This window comes from Streptomyces sp. SS8 (genome assembly GCF_054072955.1).
Genome location: NZ_JBSVCZ010000008.1, coordinates 153557 through 174348, shown reverse-complemented (window position 1 = coordinate 174348; position 20792 = coordinate 153557). Strand labels below are relative to the sequence as shown.

The window sequence follows — 20792 nt, the reverse complement described above, 5'->3', positions numbered from 1 at the left end:
GCTGCTGGTGCCGTCGGTTCGGCGGTGGTACTGCGGCTCGGCGCGGTAGCGCTGAAGGTGCCTGTGACGCAGGCGCCCGGGCGCACGGCAGTGACCGCGGGGACAGTGCCCGGACACCGCTCACGTTATGGCACTGCGTGCCAGCACACAAGACACTGCGTGCCAAGAATTTCTCTCAGTTGTCATCGGGAGTGCACGCATGAGCGGAATGCAGACGGAAGTGGCCGCCTCCCGGAGGAGGCGGCCGCATGTCCGTGTCCGATTGTGTCTGATTATGTCCGGATGTGCCGTTTCCTGCTCGCCCTGGGGGCCGCGTGGTGCTCAGCCCCGCCGCAAGGCTTCCTCGATCGTGCGCATCACCTGGTCCAGCGGGGCGTCGGTGCGCGCCACCGTCACCAGCACCTCGCCCTTACGGCCGGCCGCACCGTTCGTCCCGCCCGCCCCGGCCGGCAGGTCGGCCGCCGCCCGGCCGGCGACGAAACCGGTGCCGAAGGTCCGCCGCACGGTGGCGAAGGCCCGGTCCAGCTGGGCCTCCACATCGCCCTGGCCGCCCGCGCGCAGCCAGCGCCGCAGCACGTGGTTGTGCGCGGTGACCACCGCCGACGCCGCCACCTCGGCCAGCAGCGGCTCGTCGAGGCCGTCCTCGTCGCCGTCCCGGCCGGCCGCGGCGGACTCGTCGAAGTGGCCCAGCAGGTACCGGGTGAACAGCCGCTCGTAGCGGGCCACGGACGCGATCTCCCGCTCCCGCAGCGTGGGCACCTCGCGGGTGAGCCGGTAGCGCTCCACCGACACCGCCGGGGAGGCCGCGTACATCCGCATGACCTCCTTGATGCCGCGGCACACGGTGTCCAGCGGGTTCTCGTGAGCGGGCGCCGCGTCCAGCACCGCCTTGGCGCGCTCCAGGGTGTCGTCGTGGTCCGGGAAGATCGCCTCTTCCTTGGAGCGGAAGTGCCGGAAGAAGGTGCGCCGGGCCACCCCCGCCGCGGCCGCGATCTCGTCGACCGTGGTCTCCTCGTACCCCTTGGTGGCGAAGAGCTCCATCGCGGCTGCGGCCAGCTCACGGCGCATCTTCAGACGCTGGCTGGGCACGTTGGGGCGGGCGGACCGAACGGACTGCGACATGTGGGGAACGTTACACGGCGCACCGCCGCCGGCGGGTGGGCCGCCGGGGTCCAGCAGCCCACCCCACCCGGGGTCCGCCCGTGGCGGGAACGCCGGGTTCGCCGGGCTCACCGCCTCGCGTACTCGCGGAAGCCGCGCCCGCTCTTGCGGCCCAGGCAGCCCGCCGCGACCAGGTGCTCCAGCAGCGGGGCCGGGGCCAGGCCCGGCTCGCGGAACTCCTCGTGCAGCACCTTCTCGATCGCCAGGGAGACGTCCAGGCCCACCACGTCCAGCAGCTCGAACGGGCCCATCGGGTAGCCGCCGCCGAGCTTCATGGCCGCGTCGACGGCGTCCATGTCGGCGTAGTGCTCCTGCACCATCTTGATCGCGTTGTTCAGGTACGGGAACAGCAGCGCGTTGACGATGAAGCCCGCCCGGTCGCCGCAGTCCACCGGGTGCTTGCGGATCCTCGCGCACACCTCGCGCACGGTGGCGTGGACGTCGTCGCCGGTCAGGACGGTGCTCACCACCTCCACCAGCTTCATCGCGGGGGCGGGGTTGAAGAAGTGCATGCCGATCACGTCCTGCGGGCGCGAGGTCGCGCGGGCGCAGGAGACCACCGGCAGCGAGGAGGTGGTGGTGGCCAGCACCGCGCCCGGCTTGCACACCTCGTCCAACGCCGCGAACAGGCCCTTCTTGACCTCCAGGTCCTCGGCCACCGCCTCGACCGCCAGATCCACGTCCGCCATCGCCGACAGCGAGCCGGCCGGGGTGATCCTGGCGAGCGTCTCGTCGCGGGCCTCGGCGCTCATCCGGCCCTTCTTCACCGACCGCTCCAGCGAGGAGGCGATCCGGGCCCTGGCCGTCTCGGCCTTCTCGTCGCTGCGCGCGACCAGCACCACGTCGTAACCGGCCTTGGCGAACACCTCGGCGATGCCGCTGGCCATCGTCCCCGAGCCCGCCACTCCGACGGAGCGCACCTGGCGCGGGGTGCCCCGCAGTCCGCCCTCGCGCGGGGTGAGCGCGTCCGGCACCACCGTCGCCGAACCCGGCGCCTGGTAGGTGTAGAAGCCGCGCCCCGCCTTGCGGCCCGTCAGGCCGGCGGCGCTGAGCTGGCCCAGGATCGGGGCGGGGGCGTGCAGCCGGTCGCGGGACTCGGCGTACATCGCCTCCAGCACGGTACGGGCGGTGTCGACGCCGATCAGGTCCAGCAGGGCCAGCGGGCCCATCGGCAGACCGCAGCCCAGGCGCATGGCGGCGTCGATGTCCTCGCGGGTGGCGTACTTCGACTCGTACATCGCCGCGGCCTGGTTGAGGTAGCCGAACAGCAGCCCGTCGGCGACGAAGCCGGGCCGGTCGCCGACCGGGATCGGCTCCTTGCCCAGATCGGCGGCGAGACCGGTGACCGCGGCGACCGCCTCGGGGGAGGTGAGCACGCAGGAGACGATCTCCACCAGCTTCATCGCGGGGGCGGGGTTGAAGAAGTGCATCCCCAGCACGCGTTCGGGGTGCGCGGAGTCGGCCGCGAGCCGGGTGACCGACAGGGCGTTGGTGCCGGTGGCGATGACGGCGGACGGCTTGACGATGCCGTCCAGCTCGGTGATGACACGCTGCTTGAGCCCGTAGTCCTCCGGCACCACCTCGATGACCAGATCGGCCTCGGCCGCGGCCTGGAGGTCGCAGAAGGTGCGGAAGCGGGCGAGGGCGTCGCGCCGTTCCTGCTCGGTGATCCGCTCGCGCTCCACGGCGCGGGCGGTGGAGGCCTCCAGCGCGGCGACGGCCCGGCGGGCGGCGTTCTCGTCGGTGTCGATGCCGATGACCTCGCGGCCGGCGCGGGCCAGGACCTCGGCGATGCCGGTGCCCATGGTGCCGAGGCCGACCACGGCGACAGTGGTGAGGGTGGGACGGTCCATCACGGGACTCCAGAGAAGAGTGAAGAGACGGTGACGACTGCGGGGGAGAGAAAGGGGAGAAGGGCGGGCGGGGCGCGTGGGAGCGCCGGGCCCGCGGCGTCGCGCAGGCGTGGAACGAGCGAGAGCGGCCCTGTCCCGGGGCCGTGCTCGACCTGCGTGTATGCGCGCTGAACCGACTGCACACCGGACGGCTGCGTCACCAGGCCGTCCGACTGAGCGGGGGTACCGCTCCGATGAGCAGGCTAACCTGCGGGTAACCCGAATGCCAGAGGGTAGACCGCTTCCAGGAATGTGGCACATACCACAGGGAGGTGACGTGCCGGTGGGCAGGGCGGGCACGATGGACCGCGAAATGGTGGACCGGCTGCGGGCCGAGGCGGATCCGGAGGAGTACGGGCGGCTGCTCGCCCTGGCCCGGCGGGACACGGCCGCCGCCCGTGACGCGCTGGCCGCCGAACTCACCGCGCCCGCCCGCCCCCTGTGGGCCCGGGAACTGGCGGCCTGCACCCTGGGCCGGGCCGGGGACCCCCGGGCCTTCGAGACGCTGGTGTTCCTGCTCAACCACCGCGAGCCGGCCCGCTGCGCCGCGGCGGCCCGCGCCCTGCTGCGCCTGGGCGATCCGCGTACCGCCCGCGCCGCGGCGGCGCTGGCGACCAACGAACTGCGCACCTCCTACGCGTTACACCCCGTGCGGCTGCTGGCCGCCCTGCGCGCACCGCAGTCCGCGCCGACCCTGATCCGCGTCCTGGACCGGCTGCTGGCCGGCCCCGTCCATCACTGGCAGGTGGCCCGCGCCTGCGTGGACGGGCTCGGGGCGCTGGGCGACGCGCGGGCCCGGCTGGTGCTGCTGGCGGCCCGGGAACGCGAGGAATTGCGCGCGGCGGCCGACGAGGCGCTGCGCAGGCTCTGATCCGGCGGAGCCGGGCGCCGGGCCGACGTGGGTGTCCTTGCGGAGACGGGCCGCGGTGGCCGGCGGCCGACCGCGGCCGGATGTCGGAACCGGCCGGGCGCCAGAGGGGATGCGGGCCGGCGGGGACCGGCCCGGCGCCCGGGGTCGCCGTCCCGGGGCGGAGGTGTGGCGCGGCGCCCGGCCGTTCCCCGCTGTGTCCCCGGGAGCGTCCAGCAGGTGGGAGTCTCGGGAAACCCTCCCCCGACGTAAGGGATGAGACGGCCGTCAGGCTGCGAAACGCAGGCCGCTTCCGTGTGCGGCCTTGTGAAATGCAGCACAGAAGGTTTGAAATCGATGCATCCAAGGCGGAGGCGGGCGGAGTGGGCCGATGAGGGCGGGCGAGTGCATGGTGCGCCCCGCGCCCCCGGCCGCCCCCCCGGCCGCCGTTCAGGGCCGGAGCGCCGTCAGTAGCTCCACCAACTCCCCTCGGAGGGCTGCGGGATCCAGGTGTAGATGCCGCTCTCGGCGGGGCCTCGGCGCCAGACCGCCCTCACGCGGTCGGCCGGGTACTCCTCCAGGCAGTCCCACACGCCCAGGGCGTCGGTGTCCTCGATGACGATCTGGCCGTCGGCGGTGCGTCCGGCGCGCCCGGCCTCGACCAGCCTCTCCCGGCCATCCGTGAGTTGCAGCTTGAAGACGGCCATCCCTGATGCCTTTCCCCCGGCGGGACCGCCGTACGGTGGCGGCGGACCGCGGGTCTCTGCGGTGCGGTTGGGGGCGGCCACCCCCGAGGCTCCGGACGACGACGGAGCGGTGGCCCCGGAGGTGGCGTGGAAGCAGGCCGACCATGTCGGCGAGCAGCTTTACTCTAACGCAGGGGGAGGGTTGCACCACTTCCTCGCACCCCGGTGGAGGCGTCCGAATGGGGAACGGAAGCGGGAAGCGAGGGAGGCCGACGGTGAACGGACGGGAGCCGGTGCGCGTACGGGAGGCGGCCGAGGCGGACCTGGAGGCCGTGGCGGCACTGCGGGTGCGGGGCTGGCGGTACGCGTACCGCCGTCTGATGCCCCGTGAGTACCTGGAGGGAATGGACGCCGCCGCGTACACCGCCCGGCGCCGGGAGACCTTCGCCGCGACGCGGGAGACGGTCACCGACCTGGTCGCGGTGGACGGCGGCGGCCGCATCACCGGCTGGGCCGCCCTCGGCCCGTGCCGGGAGGACGGCGGCAGCGGCGGCGGTGGGCGCGAGGAGGGCGAGGACTGCCGCGACGGTGAGCTGTACGCCCTGTACGTGGAGCCGGAGCTCATCGGCTCGGGTATCGGGCGCGCGTTGCTGGCCGAGGTGGTGCGGCGGGCGGAGGCGCGCCGGATGCGCAGGTTGCGGCTGTGGGTGGTGGAGGGCAACGAGCGGGCCCGCCGCTTCTACGCGGCGGCGGGCTTCGCCCCGGACGGGGCGAGGTCGCTCTTCGACGCGGGAGGGACGCCCGTGGCCGAGGTGCGCTACACGCGCGAGCCGGCCGGGGCGGGCCTCACAGCAGGGTGAGCTGCGTCGGGCCCGGCTCGGGCTCGGGGGCGCACCGGGGCTCGGGAACGCCCCGGTGCGCCCCGGGCCGGGACGGCCCGATGCCGTACTCCTCGGCCAGTTCGTGCACCTGTCGGGTGATCCGGCGCTGGTACCAGCGCGGGGCGTAGGCGCCGTCGGCGTACAGCCGCTCGTAGTGGCCCACCAGGCCGGGGTGGTGCCGGGCCAGCCAGGCGGTGAACCACTCGCGCGCGCCCGGCCGCAGGTGCAGGGCCAGGGGCGTGACGGAGGTCGCGCCCGCCGCCGCGATCGCCCGCACCGTCGCACGGAGCCTGTCGGGGCTGTCGGAGAGGAACGGGATCACCGGGGCCATCAGCACCCCGCAGCCGATGCCGTGGTCGGTGAGGGCGCGCACCACCTCCAGGCGCCGTTCGGGGGCGGGGGCACCGGGCTCGACGGTGCGCCACAGCTCCTCGTCCAGGAAGGCCACCGACACCGAGACGCCCACCTCGGCCACCGCTCCGGCCGAGCGCAGCAGGTCCAGGTCGCGCAGGATCAGGGTGCCCTTGGTGAGGATGGAGAACGGGTTGGCGTGGTCGCGCAGGGCGGTCAGGATGCCGGGCATCAGCCGGTAGCGGCCCTCGGCGCGCTGGTAGCAGTCGACGTTGGTGCCCATGGCTATGTGGTGGCCCGGCCAGCGCGGGGAGGCCAGCTCCCGGCGCAGCAGCCGGTCGGCGTTGGTCTTCACCACGATCTGGGTGTCGAAACCGGTCCCGGTGTCCAGGTCCAGATAGCCGTGGCTGCGCCGGGCGAAGCAGTACACGCACGCGTGGGAGCAGCCCCGGTAGGGGTTGACGGTCCACTCGAACGGCATCCGGGAGGCGCCCGGCACCCGGTTGATGATCGAACGGGCCCGCACCTCGTGGAAGGTGACGCCCCTGAACTCCGGGGTGTCGATGGTGCGTGTGACCACGTCGGAGCCGAAGAGGGCGGCGGTGCCGCTCGCGTCCGGTGCGTCCCGGTGCAGATTGTCCCAGCGCATGCGACCTCCTCGTTCGGTCCGCACAAGAATAGAACATCTGTTCCCACGGGTGGTAACCCCGGTTTGGGCGGGCGCGTCGTGGATGGTTGGCTGGCCTCGGTGGCCCTGCCGGGACGGCCGGCCGTCCCGGCAGGGCCACCGAGGCCACCAGGATCACCAGGACTCCCAGGGGAGCAGCCATGGCGCAGGTCGAATCCACCACGCAGCGCGAGATCGCGGCCCGTCCGGAGGACGTGTTCGACGCGCTCGCCGACTACAGCGGCACCCGGGGCAGGCTGCTGCCCGGGCAGTTCGGCGAGTACGAGGTGCGTGAGGGCGGCGACGGCAAGGGCACGCTCGTCCACTGGAAGCTCCAGGCCACCTCCAAGCGGGTCCGCGACTGCCTGATGGAGGTGGACGAGCCCATGGAGGGGCAGCTGGTCGAACGCGACCGCAACTCCTCGATGGTCACCACCTGGACCGTCACCCCGGGCTCGGCCGAGGGCACCTCGCGGGTCACCGTCACCGCCGCCTGGGAGGGAGCGGGCGGCGTCGGCGGCTTCTTCGAGCGAACCTTCGCCCCCAAGGGGCTCGCACGCATCCACGACGAACTGCTCGCCAACCTCGCCGCCGAGACCGAGGGCCGCGCGGGCGCCTGACCGCCCACCTCGCCCCGACCCGCCTCCACCGCGCCCCCGCCCTCACCCGGCACCCGCCCCGACCTGCCGCGTTCCACCCCGCGGCGCCCCCGGCCGGACAGGTCGGCACCCGGATGCACGAACCGCGCCGGACGGGGTAGGCGGGCTCTCCCGGCGGCCGTACCCGCGGCCCGCGGACGCGACGAGGGAGAGACCCCGTGAACGCCACACTCGAAGACGGCGGCTCCTCGCAGGGCATCCGGAGCACCGACCCCGCGATCACGGCCGCCGTGCACATGCCGATCTTCGAGAAGCACTTCGCCCCGGACCTGCCGCTGGTCGACGCCGACTGCGGCAACGGGGCCCAGACGGTCTTCCTGGCCGGGCGCTTCCACCCGTGCGTCGGGATCGACCGCTCGGCCGCCGTCCTGGAGCGCGCCCGGACGGCGGTGGGGGAGGGGGCCGGCGGGCGTTCCGCGCCCGACTTCCGGCAGCTCGACGCCGCCGATCCCGCCGCGATGCGGCGGCTGCACGGTGAACTCGGCGACGCCAACGTCTACCTGCGCGGCGTCCTGCGGCGCAGCGGACCCGCCGGCCGCGCCCGCGTCGCCGAGTCCGTCGCGGTGCTGGTGGGGGAGCGCGGCCGCGCCTTCGTGGTGGAGGCCGCGCCCGAGGCCGAAGCGGCCCTGGCCCAGGGGGCGGGCGCCACCCACCCCACCGAGCTGCCCGGCTCCCTCGACACCCCCGGCCTCCCCGACCTGCCGCACCTGCGGGGCGCCCCGCAGGCACCCGGGCGGGAACCGGCCGAATCCGCCGAATCCGCCGAACCGGCCGAACTCACGGAGCAGGCCGCGCCGTTCACCGCGGCCGGACTGCGGGTGCTCGCCGGGGGCTCGCTGCCGCTGTCCACGACCGGCTTCGAACCGGACGGCTCACGCCTCGACCTGCCGTCGAACTGGCTGGTGGTGGGCCGGGGCGACTGACGCCGGAGCGACGCCAAAGGAGTGGACCGGTGACACCGGCCAGGCGTCCCACCCTGGTCTTTGACGCCGCCCGGGCTGGGCGTAACGTGGCCTTCCATGACGAAGATCCTGATCAGCGCCGACATGGAGGGCGCCACGGGGGTGACCTGGCCCGCCGACGTCCTGCCCGGGACCCCTCAGTGGGAACGCTGCCGCCCGATGTTCACCTCCGACGTGAACGCGGCGATCGCCGGCTTCCTCGACGGCGGCGCGGACGAGGTGCTGGTCAACGAGGCGCACTGGACCATGCGCAACCTGCTGCTGGAGAAGCTGGACGACCGCGCCCAGATGCTCACCGGCCGCCACAAGTCGCTCAGCATGGTCGAGGGCGTCCAGCACGGCGACGTCGACGGCATCGCCTTCGTCGGCTACCACACCGGCGCCGGCGCCGAGGGCGTCCTGGCCCACACCTACCTCGCCAACTCCCTCACCGGAGTGTGGCTGGACGGCGAGCGGGCCAGTGAGGGCCGCCTGAACGCCGCGGTGGTGGCCGAGTACGGCGTCCCCGTCGTCCTGATCACCGGCGACGACCGCACCTGCGCCGACGCCCGCGGCTACGCCCCCGCCGCGCGCGGCGTCGCCGTCAAGGACTACGTCTCCCGCTACGCCGCCGTCTGCCGCACCCCCGCCCGCACCGCCGCCGACATCCGCGCGGCGGCGAAGGAGGCGGCCGCGCTGGCGGTGCGCCACGAGCCCGCAGGCCCCCGGCCCCGCACGGTCGAGATCGAGTTCGACGCCGAGCACCTGGCCGGCGCGGCCACCGTCGTGCCCGGCGTGGAGCAGACGGGTGAGCGCCGGGTGGCGTACACATCGCCGTCCATGTACGAGGGGATCCGCACCTTCAAGGCGGTCACCACCGTCGTCTCTGCCGCAGTGGAGGAGCAGTATGGCTGAGCGCATCGACAACCGGGCACTCGACGAGGCGGTCGCCTTCACCTCCGAGCTGATCCGCATCGACTCCGTCAACCTCGGCAACGGGGACGGCACCGAGCGCAAGGCCGCCGAGTACGTCGCCGGGAAGCTGTCCGACGCCGGGATCGAGCCGGTGGTGCTGGAGAAGGTACGCGGCCGCACCAACGTCGTCGCCCGCATCGAGGGCACCGACCCCTCCGCCGACGCGCTGCTCGTCCACGGCCACCTGGACGTGGTGCCCGCCGAGCCCGCCGACTGGACCGTCCACCCCTTCTCCGGCGAGATCCGCGACGGCGTGGTCTGGGGCCGCGGCGCGGTCGACATGAAGAACGCCGACGCGATGGTCCTCGCGGTCGTCCGCGCCTGGGCCAGGGCCGGAGCGCGCCCCCGCCGCGACATCGTCCTCGCCTTCACCGCCGACGAGGAGGACACCGGCCAGTACGGCGCCGACTTCCTCGCCCGCGAGCACCCGGAGCTGTTCGAGGGCTGCACCGAGGGCATAAGCGAGTCCGGCGCCTACACCTTCCACGCCGGCGGCGGCCTGCAGCTCTACCCGATCGCGGCGGGCGAGCGCGGCACGGCCTGGATGGAGCTGACAGCCAACGGCCGGGCCGGGCACGGCTCCAAGGTCAACCGCGCCAACGCGGTGAGCCGGCTGGCCGCCGCGGTGCACCGCATCGGCGAGCACGACTGGCCGGTGCGGCTGTCGAGGACGGTGCGCGCCGCCCTCACCGAGCTGTCCCGCCTCCACGGGCTGGACACCCCCGACTTCGACGCCCCCGACTTCGACGTGGACACCCTGCTGACCAAGCTGGGCCCGTCCGCCAAGCTGGTCGAGGCCACCGTGCGCAACAGCACCAATCCCACCGGACTCAAGGCCGGCTACAAGATCAACGTCATCCCCGGCACCGCCGAGGCGCATGTGGACGGGCGGATGCTCCCCGGCACCGAGGAGGAGTTCACCGCCACCATGGACGAGCTCACCGGCCCGGACGTGGACTGGCGGTTCTACCACCGCGGCCCGGCCCTCCAGGCGCCGGTCGACTCGCGCACCTTCGCCGTGCTGCGCGAGTCCCTGGAACACTTCGACCCCGACGCCCACGTCATCCCGTTCTGCATGACCGGCGGCACCGACGCCAAGCAGTTCGCGGAACTGGGCATCGTGGGCTACGGCTTCACCCCGCTGAGGCTGCCCGAGGGGCTGAACTACCAGGCGATGTTCCACGGCGTCGACGAGCGCGTCCCCGTGGACGCCCTCCACTTCGGCGTCCGGGTCATGGACCGCGCCCTGTTCGCCCTCTGAGCGCCGGGGCGGCCGGGGGCCTCGAGCCGCCCCGGCCGCGCCCCGCCGCGCCCCTTTCCCCGAAGAACCCGCCGAGCCCGCGAGGAGCCGCGCACGATGACGTACGCCACCGCCCCGTACGGCACCTGGGAGTCACCGATCGACGCCCGCCTGGTCGCCGCGCACGACGGCCATCCCGAGTACGCGGGCACCGTCGGCGCGGAGGTGTGGTGGACCGAGCCCCGCCCCGCCGAGGGCGGCCGGCGGGCGCTGATGAGGCTGCGCCCGGACGGGTCCGGCCCCGCCGAGTCGGTACTGCCCGAGCCGTGGAACGTCCGCAGCCGGGTCATCGAGTACGGCGGGCGCCCCTGGGCCGGGGCCGCGCGCGAGACGGGCGGACCGCTGATCGTCTTCGTCCACCACGCCGACCAGCGGATGTACGCCTTCGAGCCGGACGCCCCCGGCGCCGAGCCGCGCCCCCTCACCCCCGTCTCGGCCCTCGGCGAGGGCCTGCGCTGGGCCGACCCGGTGGTACCGGCCGGCCGGGACGAGGTGTGGTGCGTGCTGGAGGAGTTCACCGGCGAGCGGCCCACCGACGTACGCCGGGTGATCGCGGCCGTTCCCCTGGACGGCTCGGCGGCCCTCGATCGCTCCAGGATCCGCGAACTGACCGGTGACACCGACCGGTTCACCACCGGTCCCCGCCTCTCCCCGGACGGCGGAAAGGCGGCGTGGCTGGTCTGGGACCACCCCCGGATGCCCTGGGACGGCACGGTCGTCCGCCTCGCCGACGTCACCGACGAGGGCGGCCTCGCCGGTGTCCGTGCCGTCGCCGGCGGCGAACGGGAGTCGGTGGCGCAGGTCGGCTGGGCGGCGGACGGCTCGCTGCTGTACACCGGTGACGCGAGCGGCTGGTGGAACCTGTACCGCCTGGACGCCGGCGGGACGGGAACGGCCACCCCCCTGTGCCCGCGCGAGGAGGAGTTCGGCGGGCCGCTGTGGAAGATCGGCCACCAGTGGTTCCAGCCGCTGGAGGACGGCACGGTCGCCGTCCTGCACGGCCGCGGCTCCCTGCGCCTGGGCATCCTGGAGCCGGCCACCGGTGAACTGGCCGACGCCCCCGGCCCGTGGACGGAGTGGGCCCCGACCCTTGCCGCCGCGGGCACCCGCGTCATCGGCGTCGCCGCGAGCCCGCGCAGTGCGTACGAGGTCGTGGAGCTGGACACCTGTACCGGACACGCCCTGGTCGTCGGCTCCGCCCACACCGACCTGATCGACCCCGCGTACTACCCCGAGCCCGCCGAGCGCGTCTTCCGCGGCCCGGACGGCCGCGAGATCCACGCCCACCTCCACCCCCCGCGCCACCCCGCCGCCGCGGCCCCCGAGGGCGAGCTGCCGCCGTACGTGGTGTGGGCCCACGGCGGGCCCACCGGACGGGCGCCCCTCGTACTGGACCTGGAGATCGCCTACTTCACCTCGCGCGGCATCGGCGTGGTGGAGGTGAACTACGGGGGCTCGGCGGGCTACGGCCGCGCCTACCGCGACCGGCTGCGGGAGAGCTGGGGCGTGGTCGACGTCGAGGACTGCGTCGCCGTCGCCCGCGCCCTGGCCGCCGAGGGCACCGCCGACCCCGCCCGGCTGGCCATACGCGGCGGCAGCGCGGGCGGCTGGACCACCGCCGTCTCCCTCACCTCGCCGCTGACCGAGGGGCTGTACGCCTGCGGGACCATCAGCTACCCCATCCTCGACCTGGCCGGCTGGGCGACCGGCGAGACGCACGACTTCGAGTCGCAGTACCTGGTCTCCCTCGTCGGCCGCGCCGAGGAGCACCCCGAGCGCTACCGCGACCGCTCGCCCGTCCACCACGCCGACCGCGTCACCGCCCCCTTCCTGCTGCTCCAGGGCCTGGACGACGTGATCTGCCCGCCCGCCCAGTGCGACCGCTTCCTGGCCGAGGTCGCCGGCCGGGGAGTGCCGCACGCCTACCTCGCCTTCGAGGGCGAGAGTCACGGCTTCCGCAGAGCACAGACCATCATCCGGGCCGTGGAGGCCGAACTCTCCCTGTACGCACAGGTATTCGGCTTCGACCGCCCGGACGTCCCCGGACTGGAGCTCACCACGTGACACCTCCCTCACCACCGCGCCCCGCCCTCACCCGGCCCCGGCGGCTGCGCCCCGGCGACCGGGTGGCGATCGTGGCGCCCAGCGGACCGGTGGAGCGTGAGCGGCTGGACGCCGGAGTGGACGTACTGCGCGGCTGGGACCTGGACCCGCGGGTCATGCCGCACGTCCTGGACGTCCACCCGCGACTGGACCACCTGGCCGGCACCGACGCCGACCGCGCCCGCGACCTGACCGACGCCTGGTGCGACCCGTCCGTCGCGGCCGTCCTCGCCGCCCGCGGCGGCTACGGCGTCCAGCGGATGGTGGACCTGGCCGACTGGGACGCGATGCGCGCGGCCGGCCCCAAACCCTTCGTCGGCTACAGCGACCTGACCGTGCTGCACGAGGCGTTCGCGGCCCGGCTGGGCCTGGCCACCCTGCACGGCCCGATGCCCGCCACCGTCTCCTTCCTCAAGGACGGCCCCACCCAGGAGCATCTGCGCGCCACCCTCTTCTCCCCCGAGAGGGTCACGGCGATCACCTCCCCGACCGCCCGCACACTGGTACCCGGCCGGGCGTCCGGCACCACCTACGGCGGCTGCCTGTCGCTGCTGGCCGGCCAGACCGGCGTGCCCGGGCGGGACCGAGCCCGCCCGGACGGCGGCATCCTGCTGCTGGAGGACGTCGGCGAGCCGCCGTACCGCCTCGACGGCTACCTCACCCACCTGCTGCGCTCCGGCGAGCTGGACGGGGTGGCGGGCGTGGTGCTCGGCTCCTGGCACGACTGCGGCCCGTACGGGAAGGTCCGCGAGGTGCTGCTGGACCGCTTCGCCCCGCTGGGTGTACCGGTGGTGGAGGAGATGGGCTTCGGACACGGCCCGGCGACCCTGACCGTGCCGCTGGGGGTCCGTGCCACCCTGGACGCCGACACCCGCACCCTCACGCTCGAGGAGCCCGCCCTGGTCTGAGCGGCGCCCGCTCCCACCGGGCCGCGGCTCACAGCCCCGGGGAGCTACAGGCCCGCGAGGCCCGCCAGGGTGCGCACCTGGGCCATCATCGCCGTGCCCGCCTCCAGGTCGCCGCCCTCGGCCACGGCCCACAGCGCCGACTCCACACGCCGCGCCACCGCCCACGCCATCAGCCGCCCCTCGTCCTCGCCGAGCGCGCCGGCCACCAGCGAGCACCGCGCGGCGACCACGCCGCGCGGGGCGGGCTGCCCGAAGGCGTAGCCGATCTGCTCGATCAGCGGCCAGGGGTCGTACAGCGGATCGCCGGTCATCGGCTTGGCGTCGACCGCCAGCCAGGGCCGCCGCCCGGCGGCCAGGACGTTGCCGGGGTTGAGGTCGCCGTGCACCACCACCTCGCGGGCGGCCGTCCCCGGCAGCTCGCGCAGCAGCCGCACCCCCAGCGCCACCAGGGCCGGATCGAAGCCGGGAGGCCGCAGCCGCGCCATCCGCTCCTCGGCCAGATCCGCCCACCCGGCGGTCACCTCCGCCACCGTCTCCAGCCCCGCGTCCGGTGGCACGGGCGCGCTCCACAGCTCGCGCAGCACCTCCGCCCCGGCCAACAGCCTCTCTGCGGCGGGCAGTTCCGCGGCCCGGCCCAGCTCGGTGCCCGGCGTACAGCGCTCCAGCAGCAGCGCGTACCGCCCGGCGTCGTGCTCGTACAGCCGCACCGCGCCCCGTCCGTCCCACAGCCGCAGGGCCTCGCCCTCCCCGGCCGCCTCCCGGTGCGGCCAGCTCACCTTGAGCACCGCCTCCGAGCCGTCCGCGCGCCGCACCGGCGCCACCCACGAGACGCTGCCCCCGGCGAACGGCCCGCCGGGCACCAGCTCCCACCGCTCGGTCAACTCCCCGATCAGGGAGGGCAGTCGGCCCAGCCACTCGGGCCCGCCCGGGTAGCCGGAGACGGTCCTCACCACGGGCAGGCCGGGCGGCACCGGATCCGCGGACGTCATGGGGGCGAGCATAGGCCGGGCCGGTGGCCCGCGTCCCCTACTGCCGTCGAACGCGACGTCCGAATGCCGCCGGACCGACGGGCCGCGCCGCGCCAGGATCGAGCCATGTCCATGAAAACGACCGAGACGACCGGCATGACCGACACAGCAGACATGAACGACCTGTACGGCAAGGCGGTGCTGGTGACCGGCGGCAGCCGCGGCATCGGCGAGGCCGTGGCGCTCCGGCTCGCCCGGGACGGCGCCGACGTGGCGCTGACCCACCGGGACTCCGAGGAGAGCGCGCGGCGGGTGGCCCAGAAGATCAAGGCGATGGGCCGCCGGGCCCTGGTGGTGCGCGCCGACAGCGCCGACCCGGAGGCCGTACGCGCCGCCGTCGACGCGGCAGCGGCGGAGTTCGGGCGGCTCGACATCCTGGTGAACAACGCCGGGATCGGCCTGGTCGGACCGATCGGCGAGATCGCGGCCGAGGACGTGGACCGGACGCTGTACGTCAACGTCCGCGCCCCCTTCCTGGCCTGCCAGGCCGCCCTCGCCCACATGGGGGAGGGCGGGCGGATCATCACCATCGGAAGCTGCGTGGCCGAGCGCGTCGCCTTCCCCGGCGCCTCCCTCTACGCCACCGGCAAGGCCGCGCTGACCGGCCTGACCAAGGCGCTGGCCCGGGAACTCGGCCCGCGCGGCATCACGGCCAACCTCGTCCACCCGGGCCCGGTCGACACCGGGATGAACCCCGCCGACGGGCCGGGCGCGGACTACCAGAGCGGACTGACGGCGCTGGGGCGCTACGGGAAGCCCGAGGAGATCGCGGCGACGGTGGCGCATCTGGCCGGCGCCCAGGGCCGCTACATCACCGGCGCCTCCATCGCCGTGGACGGCGGCCTCACCGCCTGAACCGGGCGGCGGACGGCGGGGGGCCGGGCGGTACCGGGGGCGCCCCGGCCCCCGGCCCTTCGCCGAGCACACCGCCCGCCACGCGCCCGGCGGGCCGCGCTGAAAACCCGGGGCGGACCGTACGCGCCGCATGCCACGATCGGCCCATGACCGCCGCCGAGCCCTGGATGATCGACGAACTCGCCCACGCCGGCCCCGAGCATCTGGACCCGGCCTTCGTGGCGGGCTTCGACCGCAAGCAGGGGCACCCCGACCCGGCGCCGGACATCGGCGCGCTGCGCCGCCACGGCGTGGGCGGTGACGCCACCGTGGTGGATCTGGGCGCCGGGACCGGACGGTTCGCGCTGGCCGCGGCCCGTGAGTTCACCCGGGTGGTGGCTGTGGACGTCTCGCCCGCGATGGTGGACCACCTGCGGGCGCGGGCCGGACGGGAGGGGGTGGCGAACCTGGAGTGCGTCCGGGCCGGTTTCCTCACCCACGAGCACACCGGGCGGCCCGCCGACGCCGTGCACACCCGGCACGCCCTCCACCAACTGCCCGACTTCTTCAAGGCGCTGGCGCTGGACCGCATCGCCCGCATGCTGCGGCCCGGCGGTGTGCTCCGTCTGCGCGACCTCGTCTTCGACTTCCGGCCGCACGAGGCCGGGGAGGTCCTGGAGGCGTGGATGGCGGGCGCGCCCGGCGATCCCGCGCTCGCCTACACCCGACGGGACTACGCCGAGCACCTGCGCACCGAGTACAGCACCTTCCGCTGGCTGTTTGAGCCGATGCTGGAGACGGCCGGGTTCGAGATAGTGGAGGCGGAGTACGAAGGGCGCCTCTTCGGCGCCTACACCTGCGTCAGACGCCCCTGACGGGCGGCGCGACACCCAAGGAGGCGGGTTGAAGCTGTACCTGTTGCGCGTGTCCGAGCACGCGGCCGGCGCAACCGACGGGGCGGTGCTGTCGGAGGAGGAGCGCGCCCGCTGCGCGGCGTTCGTCCGGGAGGCCGACCGCGACCGCTACCGGGTCGCCCACACGGCCCTGCGTCTGGAACTGGCCGCGGTCCTGGGCACCGAGCCCGCCGCCGTCCCCCTCACCCGCGAGCCGTGCCCGCTGTGCGGCGGGCCGCACGGCCGCCCGGCCGTGCCCGGCAACCCGGTCCACTTCTCGCTGTCGCACGCCGGAGACATGGTGCTGATCGCCCTGGACGACGCGCCCGTCGGGGCCGACGTGGAGGCGTGTCCCACGGCCGCCACCGTCGCCGAGACCGTCTCCGCCCTCCACCCGCGCGAGCGTGCCGAGATCGGCAGGCTGGCACCGGCCGACCGGCCGGCCGCCTTCGCCCGCTGCTGGACGCGGAAGGAGGCGTACCTCAAGGGCACCGGCACCGGCCTGGGCGAGAGTCCGGACACCACCTACGTCGGCAGCCTCGCGACCCCCGCCGCGATCCCCGGCTGGGAGCTCACCGACGTGGCCGTGCCCGAGGGCTACGCGGCGGCCGTGGCGGTCGCCGTCGCCCGTACGGGGGAGGAGAGCACTCCGTAGGGACGGCCCGGCGGGCGGGCGCCGGCCCCCGCGCCCATGGTGGCGGCATGAGCACACACAGGAGAACGGGCGACGGCGGCGCACGCGGTTTTCTGACCCTGGGCAGGGTGCTGGTCCTGCTGCTGCTGGCCGCCACCCTGGTCTTCGTCTTCCAGAACACCGAGCAGACCGAGATCAGGCTGCTGGTCCCCATCGTGACCATGCCCCTGTGGGTGGCGCTGCTGATCCCCGGCGTGATCGGGCTGCTGTCCGGGATGTATCTGGTGCGGCGCAGATAGCGGAGGGCGGACGGCGCGGTGCCGCCGTTCGCGCGCCTGTCGGGCGGACGGGGGAATGATCTTCCCGGGCGGGGAAGTTGTGCGGGGTATGAAGGCAATCGCTTTGAACGAGTACGGCGGACCCGACGACCTGACCCTCACCGAGCTTCCCGACCCCAGGGTGGGGCCCGACGCGGTCCTGGTGAGGGTGAAGGCGGCCGGGGTGAACCCGGTGGACTGGAAGGTCGGGGCGGGCTACCTCGCCCCGGTCCTCGACGCCCACTTCCCCCTCGTCCCCGGCTGGGACGTGGCGGGCGTGGTGGAGAGCACCGGCCCGGACGCGAAGGAGTTCGCCCCCGGTGACGAGGTGATCGGGTACGTCCGCAAGGACTGGGCGCAGAACGGCACCTACGCCGAGCTGGTCGCCGCGCCCGTGCGCACCCTGGCCCGCAAGCCCGCCGCGCTGAGCTGGCAGCAGGCGGCGGGGCTGCCGCTGGCCGGGCTCACCGCGTACCAGTCGCTGAGGCGGCTGGGCGTGGGCGAGGGCGACACGGTGCTGGTCCACGCCGCGGCCGGCGGTGTCGGCTCGCTGGCGGTGCAGATCGCGGCCGCGTGGGGCGCGCGGGTCATCGGCACCGCCAGTGAGCGCAACCACGACTTCCTCCGGGAGCTGGGCGCCGAGCCGGTCACCTACGGCGAGGGGCTGGCCGACCGGGTGCGCGGGCTGGCGCCCGGCGGGGTGGACGCGGCCTTCGACTTCGTCGGCGGCGAGTCGATCGAGGTGTCGCAGCAGGTGCTCAAGGACTCCTCGCGGGTGCTGTCGGTCGTGGACGCCGAGGTGATGGCCAAGGGCGGCCACTACCTGTTCGTGAGGCCCGACCCGGCCGACCTCGCCGCCCTGGCGGACCTGGCCGACGCCGGGAAGCTGACGGTCGGCGTCGACCGGGCGGTGCCGCTGGCCGAGGCCGCCGAGGCGTGGCGGCTGAGCCAGTCCGGGCGGACCAGGGGGAAGGTCGTCATCGACGTCTCCTGACGCGGCTTCCCGGACGCGGGACCCGCCGGAAGGCGGGCCCCGCGTCGGTTCCCTCGGTCCGCCTGCCGCCGGACTACCCCTCTGCGCCCGCCTGCCGGCGGTCGACGTATTCGAAGACCGAGCCGTCGGGGTGGCGGGCCACCATGTTCCGGCCGATGGGGGTGGACTGCGGGCCGGCGATGATCTCGGCGCCGACGGCCCGCAGATCGGCCGCCGCCTCCTCCACGTCCCGCACCGCCAGCGTGGCGGCGACCTTGCTGAGGACCTCCATCGGCCCGGGCGGGCCGCTCATCAGCAGGAAGGGGCCGACGGCGGCCGCCGAGACGGGGCCCTGCGCGAACCGCATGGCCTCGGCACCGGTGAGCCGTTCGTACACGCCCGCCGCCGCGTCCAGGTCGTCGACACACACGCGCAGCGCAGTACCCAGAATCTCCATGCACAGGAGCCTAGTTGGGGGCGCGTACGGTGTCAGGCGCGCCCCGCCGCCCCCCGGGCGGGCCCGCCCGGGAATCGGGCCGGGACCGGGCCGGGGCCGCGTCGGAGGTGTGTCAGGCCCGGCACAGGATCTGTCCGTGCGGCACCGAGAACCAGCCGTCGGGCCGTCCGCCCCACTCGCGCCAGGCTGCGGCGATCCGCTCCAGCTCCGCCCGGTCCGCGTGCCCGCCCTCCACGGCGAGGCGGGCGTAGGCGGAGCCGGTGGTGCGTTCCGCCCACAGGTCGCTCCACCAGGCGCGGTCCGCCTCCGTGGCGAAGCACCAGACGTCCGCGCCCGCGGTGACGTCGGTGAAGCCGGCCTCGCGGGCCCAGGACAGCAGCCGGCGGCCCGCGTCCGGCTCACCGCCGCCCGCCCGGGCGACCCGGTGGTACAGGCCGAGCCAGTCGTCCAGGCCGGGCACCAGGGGATACCAGGCCATGGACGCGTAGTCGGCGTCGCGGGCGGTGACCACCCCGCCGGGGCGGCACACCCGGCGCATCTCGCGCAGTGCCGCCACCGGGTCGCCGATGTGCTGGAGGACCTGGTGGGCGTGGACGACGTCGAAGGAGTCGTCGGGGAAGTCCAGGGCGAGGACGTCCCCCCGCGCGAAGCGGACGTTTCCCAGGCCGCGGCCGGCGGCGGTGGACCGGGCCTCGGCCAGTACGTCCTCGGCCCGGTCCACCCCCACCACCTCCCCGGGCGCCACCAGGGCGGCCAGGTCCGCGGTGACGGTGCCGGGGCCGCAGCCCACGTCCAGCACCGACAGGCCCGGGGCCAGGAGGGGCAGGAGGTGGGCCGCGGAGTTGGCGGCGGTGCGCCACCGGTGTGAGCGCAGGACGGACTCGTGGTGGCCGTGGGTGTACACGGCGTTCGGTCTCGACATGCGCGCACCGTACCGTGCCGTCTTGCCATTTGAGCAAGATTGTTTCGTCATATGGAGAGTAGTGAAGTGTGCCGCCGGTCGGCCGGTCGGGCCGGTGCGTCAGGACGGGGCCGAGCCGCCCATCGCCCCCTCGGCCGGCGGCCCGCCGTAGGGCCAGCGCAGCAGCGCGCCGAGCCCGCCCACGGGCAGCCCCCCGGGAGTGCCGGGCTCCTCCGCGAGCGGCCCCACGGAGATCACCTCGGCCCCGGTGGTCACCGCCGACCGCAGCAGCGCGTCGTCCGCGCGGGCGCTGACGGGACGGGTCTCGCCCAGGTACTGCAGGTCGGTGCGGCGCACCGACACCTGGTCGGGCTCGTCGCCCACCCACACCTCGCGGTGCAGATCGGGACCGTCGGGACGGACCAGCAGGGCGGAGATGCGGTGCTCCCGGGCGGCGTCCACCAGCGCGGGCACCCCCTCGGCGGCGCCCACCCTGCCGTCGTCGGTCGGCACCCGCCTGGCCTGGAACCGTTCCATGACCTCGGCGGCGTGGCGGTGCACATAGGAGGCGCGGGCCTCCTCCACCTCCTTCTCCAGCTTCTCCTCGCCGGCCGCCGCGTTGCGGCCCGGGGCGCGCACCCCGTGCTCGGCGATGACGGCCACCCCCCGGAAGTCGGGGGCCAGCCGGTCGTGCACGGCGTGGCACTCGCGGGTGTCGCCGGCCAGGACCAGCACCTGTGCGCCCGTCTCGGCCTGCTGTGCCTTCAGACTCTCCGCGATGAGGGCGGCGTTGTTCTCCCAGGTGTTCTCCACCGAGTTCTGGAACCGCCGCTCGGACCAGTCGGCGTTCGGGGTGCGGTGCACCGGCCAGTCCTCACCCTGGATCTGGCCGGCCTCGCGCCTGCCGAAGGGGCCCCGCAGCTCCAGGTCCGCGCCTGTGCGGTCGATACGGGCCAGCAGGCAGGTGGGGGCGGTGTCCATCAGCTCCAGCAGCGGCGTGGTGTGCGGCAGCGGTCCCCAGGTGGCGTGCGGGCCGCCGCTCGGCGCCCGGGCCAGCGCGGGGTCGAGCACCACCTCGCCCGCGGTGGCGAACAGCGCCCGCCCCGGCGAGGCCGAACTGCGCGGCAGCGCCAGGAGGGCGTCGTACACCGCCTTGCGGGTGCGTTCGTCCGCCCCCTGGCTCTTCAGCAGATCATGGACCTCGCGGGCGGCGAGTTCGTGGCGCGTCGCCGCGTCCTCGGTCAGCCACGAGGTGTCGAAGTAGACCGAGGCCCAGGGGCCGGGACGGTCGAAGATAGGGCTCAGGAATCCGAGTTCCACGGGCTCTCCCTCCTTGTGGTGGGCCGGTTTCCGGGTACCCGAACCGGTGCAAAAGACACTGAGC

21 protein-coding genes are annotated in these 20792 nt (G+C 74.6%); 13 read left to right on the top strand and 8 right to left on the bottom strand.

The annotated features are described in order from the left end of the window. Nucleotides 1-321 precede the first annotated feature (321 nt). Nucleotides 322-1122, bottom strand: coding sequence for a TetR family transcriptional regulator (locus tag ACW69E_RS10825; protein WP_457497946.1), 801 nt, complete (start codon nt 1120-1122; stop codon nt 322-324). A gap of 107 nt (nt 1123-1229) precedes the next feature. Next, a complete protein-coding gene (locus ACW69E_RS10820; protein ID WP_457497945.1) occupies nt 1230-3014 on the bottom strand; it encodes a 3-hydroxyacyl-CoA dehydrogenase family protein in 1785 nt (594 codons plus the stop codon). A 316-nt stretch (nt 3015-3330) separates the two neighbouring features. Here ACW69E_RS10820 and ACW69E_RS10815 point away from each other — a divergent pair, with 316 nt between their 5' ends. After that, nucleotides 3331-3924 carry a HEAT repeat domain-containing protein gene (locus ACW69E_RS10815; protein ID WP_457497944.1) on the top strand — a complete coding sequence of 198 codons (594 nt, stop codon included), beginning with the start codon at nt 3331-3333 and terminating at the stop codon, nt 3922-3924. A 443-nt stretch (nt 3925-4367) separates the two neighbouring features. Here ACW69E_RS10815 and ACW69E_RS10810 read toward each other — a convergent pair whose 3' ends face one another. Continuing rightward, nucleotides 4368-4607, bottom strand: coding sequence for a hypothetical protein (locus tag ACW69E_RS10810; protein ID WP_093660023.1), 240 nt, complete (start codon nt 4605-4607; stop codon nt 4368-4370). Between the two features lie 254 nt (nt 4608-4861). On the opposite strand from ACW69E_RS10810, the gene ACW69E_RS10805 reads away from it, so the two are divergent. Beyond that, nucleotides 4862-5446: an N-acetyltransferase family protein gene (locus ACW69E_RS10805; protein WP_457497943.1), complete on the top strand. Its 585-nt coding sequence runs from the start codon at nt 4862-4864 to the stop codon at nt 5444-5446. Here ACW69E_RS10805 and ACW69E_RS10800 read toward each other — a convergent pair. Then, complete coding sequence (locus ACW69E_RS10800; RefSeq protein WP_457497942.1) at nt 5433-6467, bottom strand: Rv2578c family radical SAM protein; 1035 nt, start codon at nt 6465-6467, stop codon at nt 5433-5435. The genes ACW69E_RS10805 and ACW69E_RS10800 overlap by 14 nt on opposite strands. A gap of 179 nt (nt 6468-6646) precedes the next feature. Between ACW69E_RS10800 and ACW69E_RS10795 the strand changes: the two genes are divergently transcribed. From ACW69E_RS10795 to ACW69E_RS10770, 6 genes are all read left to right on the top strand, one after another. After that, a complete protein-coding gene (locus ACW69E_RS10795) occupies nt 6647-7105 on the top strand; it encodes an SRPBCC family protein (protein WP_457497941.1) in 459 nt (152 codons plus the stop codon). A 197-nt stretch (nt 7106-7302) separates the two neighbouring features. Then, the gene (locus ACW69E_RS10790) at nt 7303-8067 is read left to right on the top strand and encodes an SAM-dependent methyltransferase (protein ID WP_457497940.1); all 765 of its coding nucleotides are present in this window, start codon (nt 7303-7305) and stop codon (nt 8065-8067) included. 96 nt (nt 8068-8163) lie between these two features. Beyond that, the gene (locus ACW69E_RS10785) at nt 8164-9000 is read left to right on the top strand and encodes a M55 family metallopeptidase (protein WP_457497939.1); all 837 of its coding nucleotides are present in this window, start codon (nt 8164-8166) and stop codon (nt 8998-9000) included. Further along, on the top strand, nt 8993-10321 hold the full coding sequence (locus ACW69E_RS10780; protein ID WP_457497938.1) for a M20/M25/M40 family metallo-hydrolase: 1329 nt from the start codon (nt 8993-8995) through the stop codon (nt 10319-10321). Before ACW69E_RS10785 ends, ACW69E_RS10780 begins: the two co-directional genes overlap by 8 nt. Before the next feature lie 96 nt (nt 10322-10417). Beyond that, nucleotides 10418-12424: a prolyl oligopeptidase family serine peptidase gene (locus tag ACW69E_RS10775; RefSeq protein WP_457497937.1), complete on the top strand. Its 2007-nt coding sequence runs from the start codon at nt 10418-10420 to the stop codon at nt 12422-12424. Next, nucleotides 12421-13371: a S66 peptidase family protein gene (locus ACW69E_RS10770; RefSeq protein ID WP_457497936.1), complete on the top strand. Its 951-nt coding sequence runs from the start codon at nt 12421-12423 to the stop codon at nt 13369-13371. The genes ACW69E_RS10775 and ACW69E_RS10770 overlap by 4 nt, the downstream gene beginning before the upstream one ends. A gap of 44 nt (nt 13372-13415) precedes the next feature. Here ACW69E_RS10770 and ACW69E_RS10765 read toward each other — a convergent pair whose 3' ends face one another. Next, nucleotides 13416-14360: an aminoglycoside phosphotransferase family protein gene (locus tag ACW69E_RS10765; RefSeq protein WP_457497935.1), complete on the bottom strand. Its 945-nt coding sequence runs from the start codon at nt 14358-14360 to the stop codon at nt 13416-13418. A 105-nt stretch (nt 14361-14465) separates the two neighbouring features. On the opposite strand from ACW69E_RS10765, the gene ACW69E_RS10760 reads away from it, so the two are divergent. The 5 genes from ACW69E_RS10760 (at nt 14466) to ACW69E_RS10740 (ending at nt 18071) form a co-directional block, all read left to right on the top strand. Then, on the top strand, nt 14466-15254 hold the full coding sequence (locus tag ACW69E_RS10760) for an SDR family NAD(P)-dependent oxidoreductase (RefSeq protein ID WP_457497934.1): 789 nt from the start codon (nt 14466-14468) through the stop codon (nt 15252-15254). A gap of 146 nt (nt 15255-15400) precedes the next feature. After that, nucleotides 15401-16108, top strand: coding sequence for a class I SAM-dependent methyltransferase (locus tag ACW69E_RS10755; RefSeq protein WP_457497933.1), 708 nt, complete (start codon nt 15401-15403; stop codon nt 16106-16108). Nucleotides 16109-16136: 28 nt separating this feature from the next. Further along, entirely contained in the window at nt 16137-16781 is a 645-nt protein-coding gene (locus ACW69E_RS10750; RefSeq protein WP_457497932.1) for a 4'-phosphopantetheinyl transferase family protein, read from the top strand. Nucleotides 16782-16828: 47 nt separating this feature from the next. Next, nucleotides 16829-17059, top strand: a complete 231-nt coding sequence (locus ACW69E_RS10745; protein ID WP_457497931.1) for a DUF1049 domain-containing protein — start codon at nt 16829-16831, stop codon at nt 17057-17059. 88 nt (nt 17060-17147) lie between these two features. Then, nucleotides 17148-18071 carry an NADP-dependent oxidoreductase gene (locus tag ACW69E_RS10740; protein WP_457497930.1) on the top strand — a complete coding sequence of 308 codons (924 nt, stop codon included), beginning with the start codon at nt 17148-17150 and terminating at the stop codon, nt 18069-18071. Nucleotides 18072-18144: 73 nt separating this feature from the next. On the opposite strand, the gene ACW69E_RS10735 is transcribed toward ACW69E_RS10740, so the two are convergent. The 3 genes from ACW69E_RS10735 to ACW69E_RS10725 all read right to left on the bottom strand — a co-directional run bounded on the left by ACW69E_RS10735 (nt 18145) and on the right by ACW69E_RS10725 (nt 20728). Further along, nucleotides 18145-18507: a VOC family protein gene (locus tag ACW69E_RS10735; RefSeq protein ID WP_237880341.1), complete on the bottom strand. Its 363-nt coding sequence runs from the start codon at nt 18505-18507 to the stop codon at nt 18145-18147. 112 nt (nt 18508-18619) lie between these two features. Then, nucleotides 18620-19429: a methyltransferase domain-containing protein gene (locus tag ACW69E_RS10730; RefSeq protein WP_457497929.1), complete on the bottom strand. Its 810-nt coding sequence runs from the start codon at nt 19427-19429 to the stop codon at nt 18620-18622. 99 nt (nt 19430-19528) lie between these two features. Further along, nucleotides 19529-20728, bottom strand: a complete 1200-nt coding sequence (locus tag ACW69E_RS10725; protein WP_457497928.1) for a baeRF2 domain-containing protein — start codon at nt 20726-20728, stop codon at nt 19529-19531. Between the last annotated feature and the right edge of the window lie 64 nt (nt 20729-20792).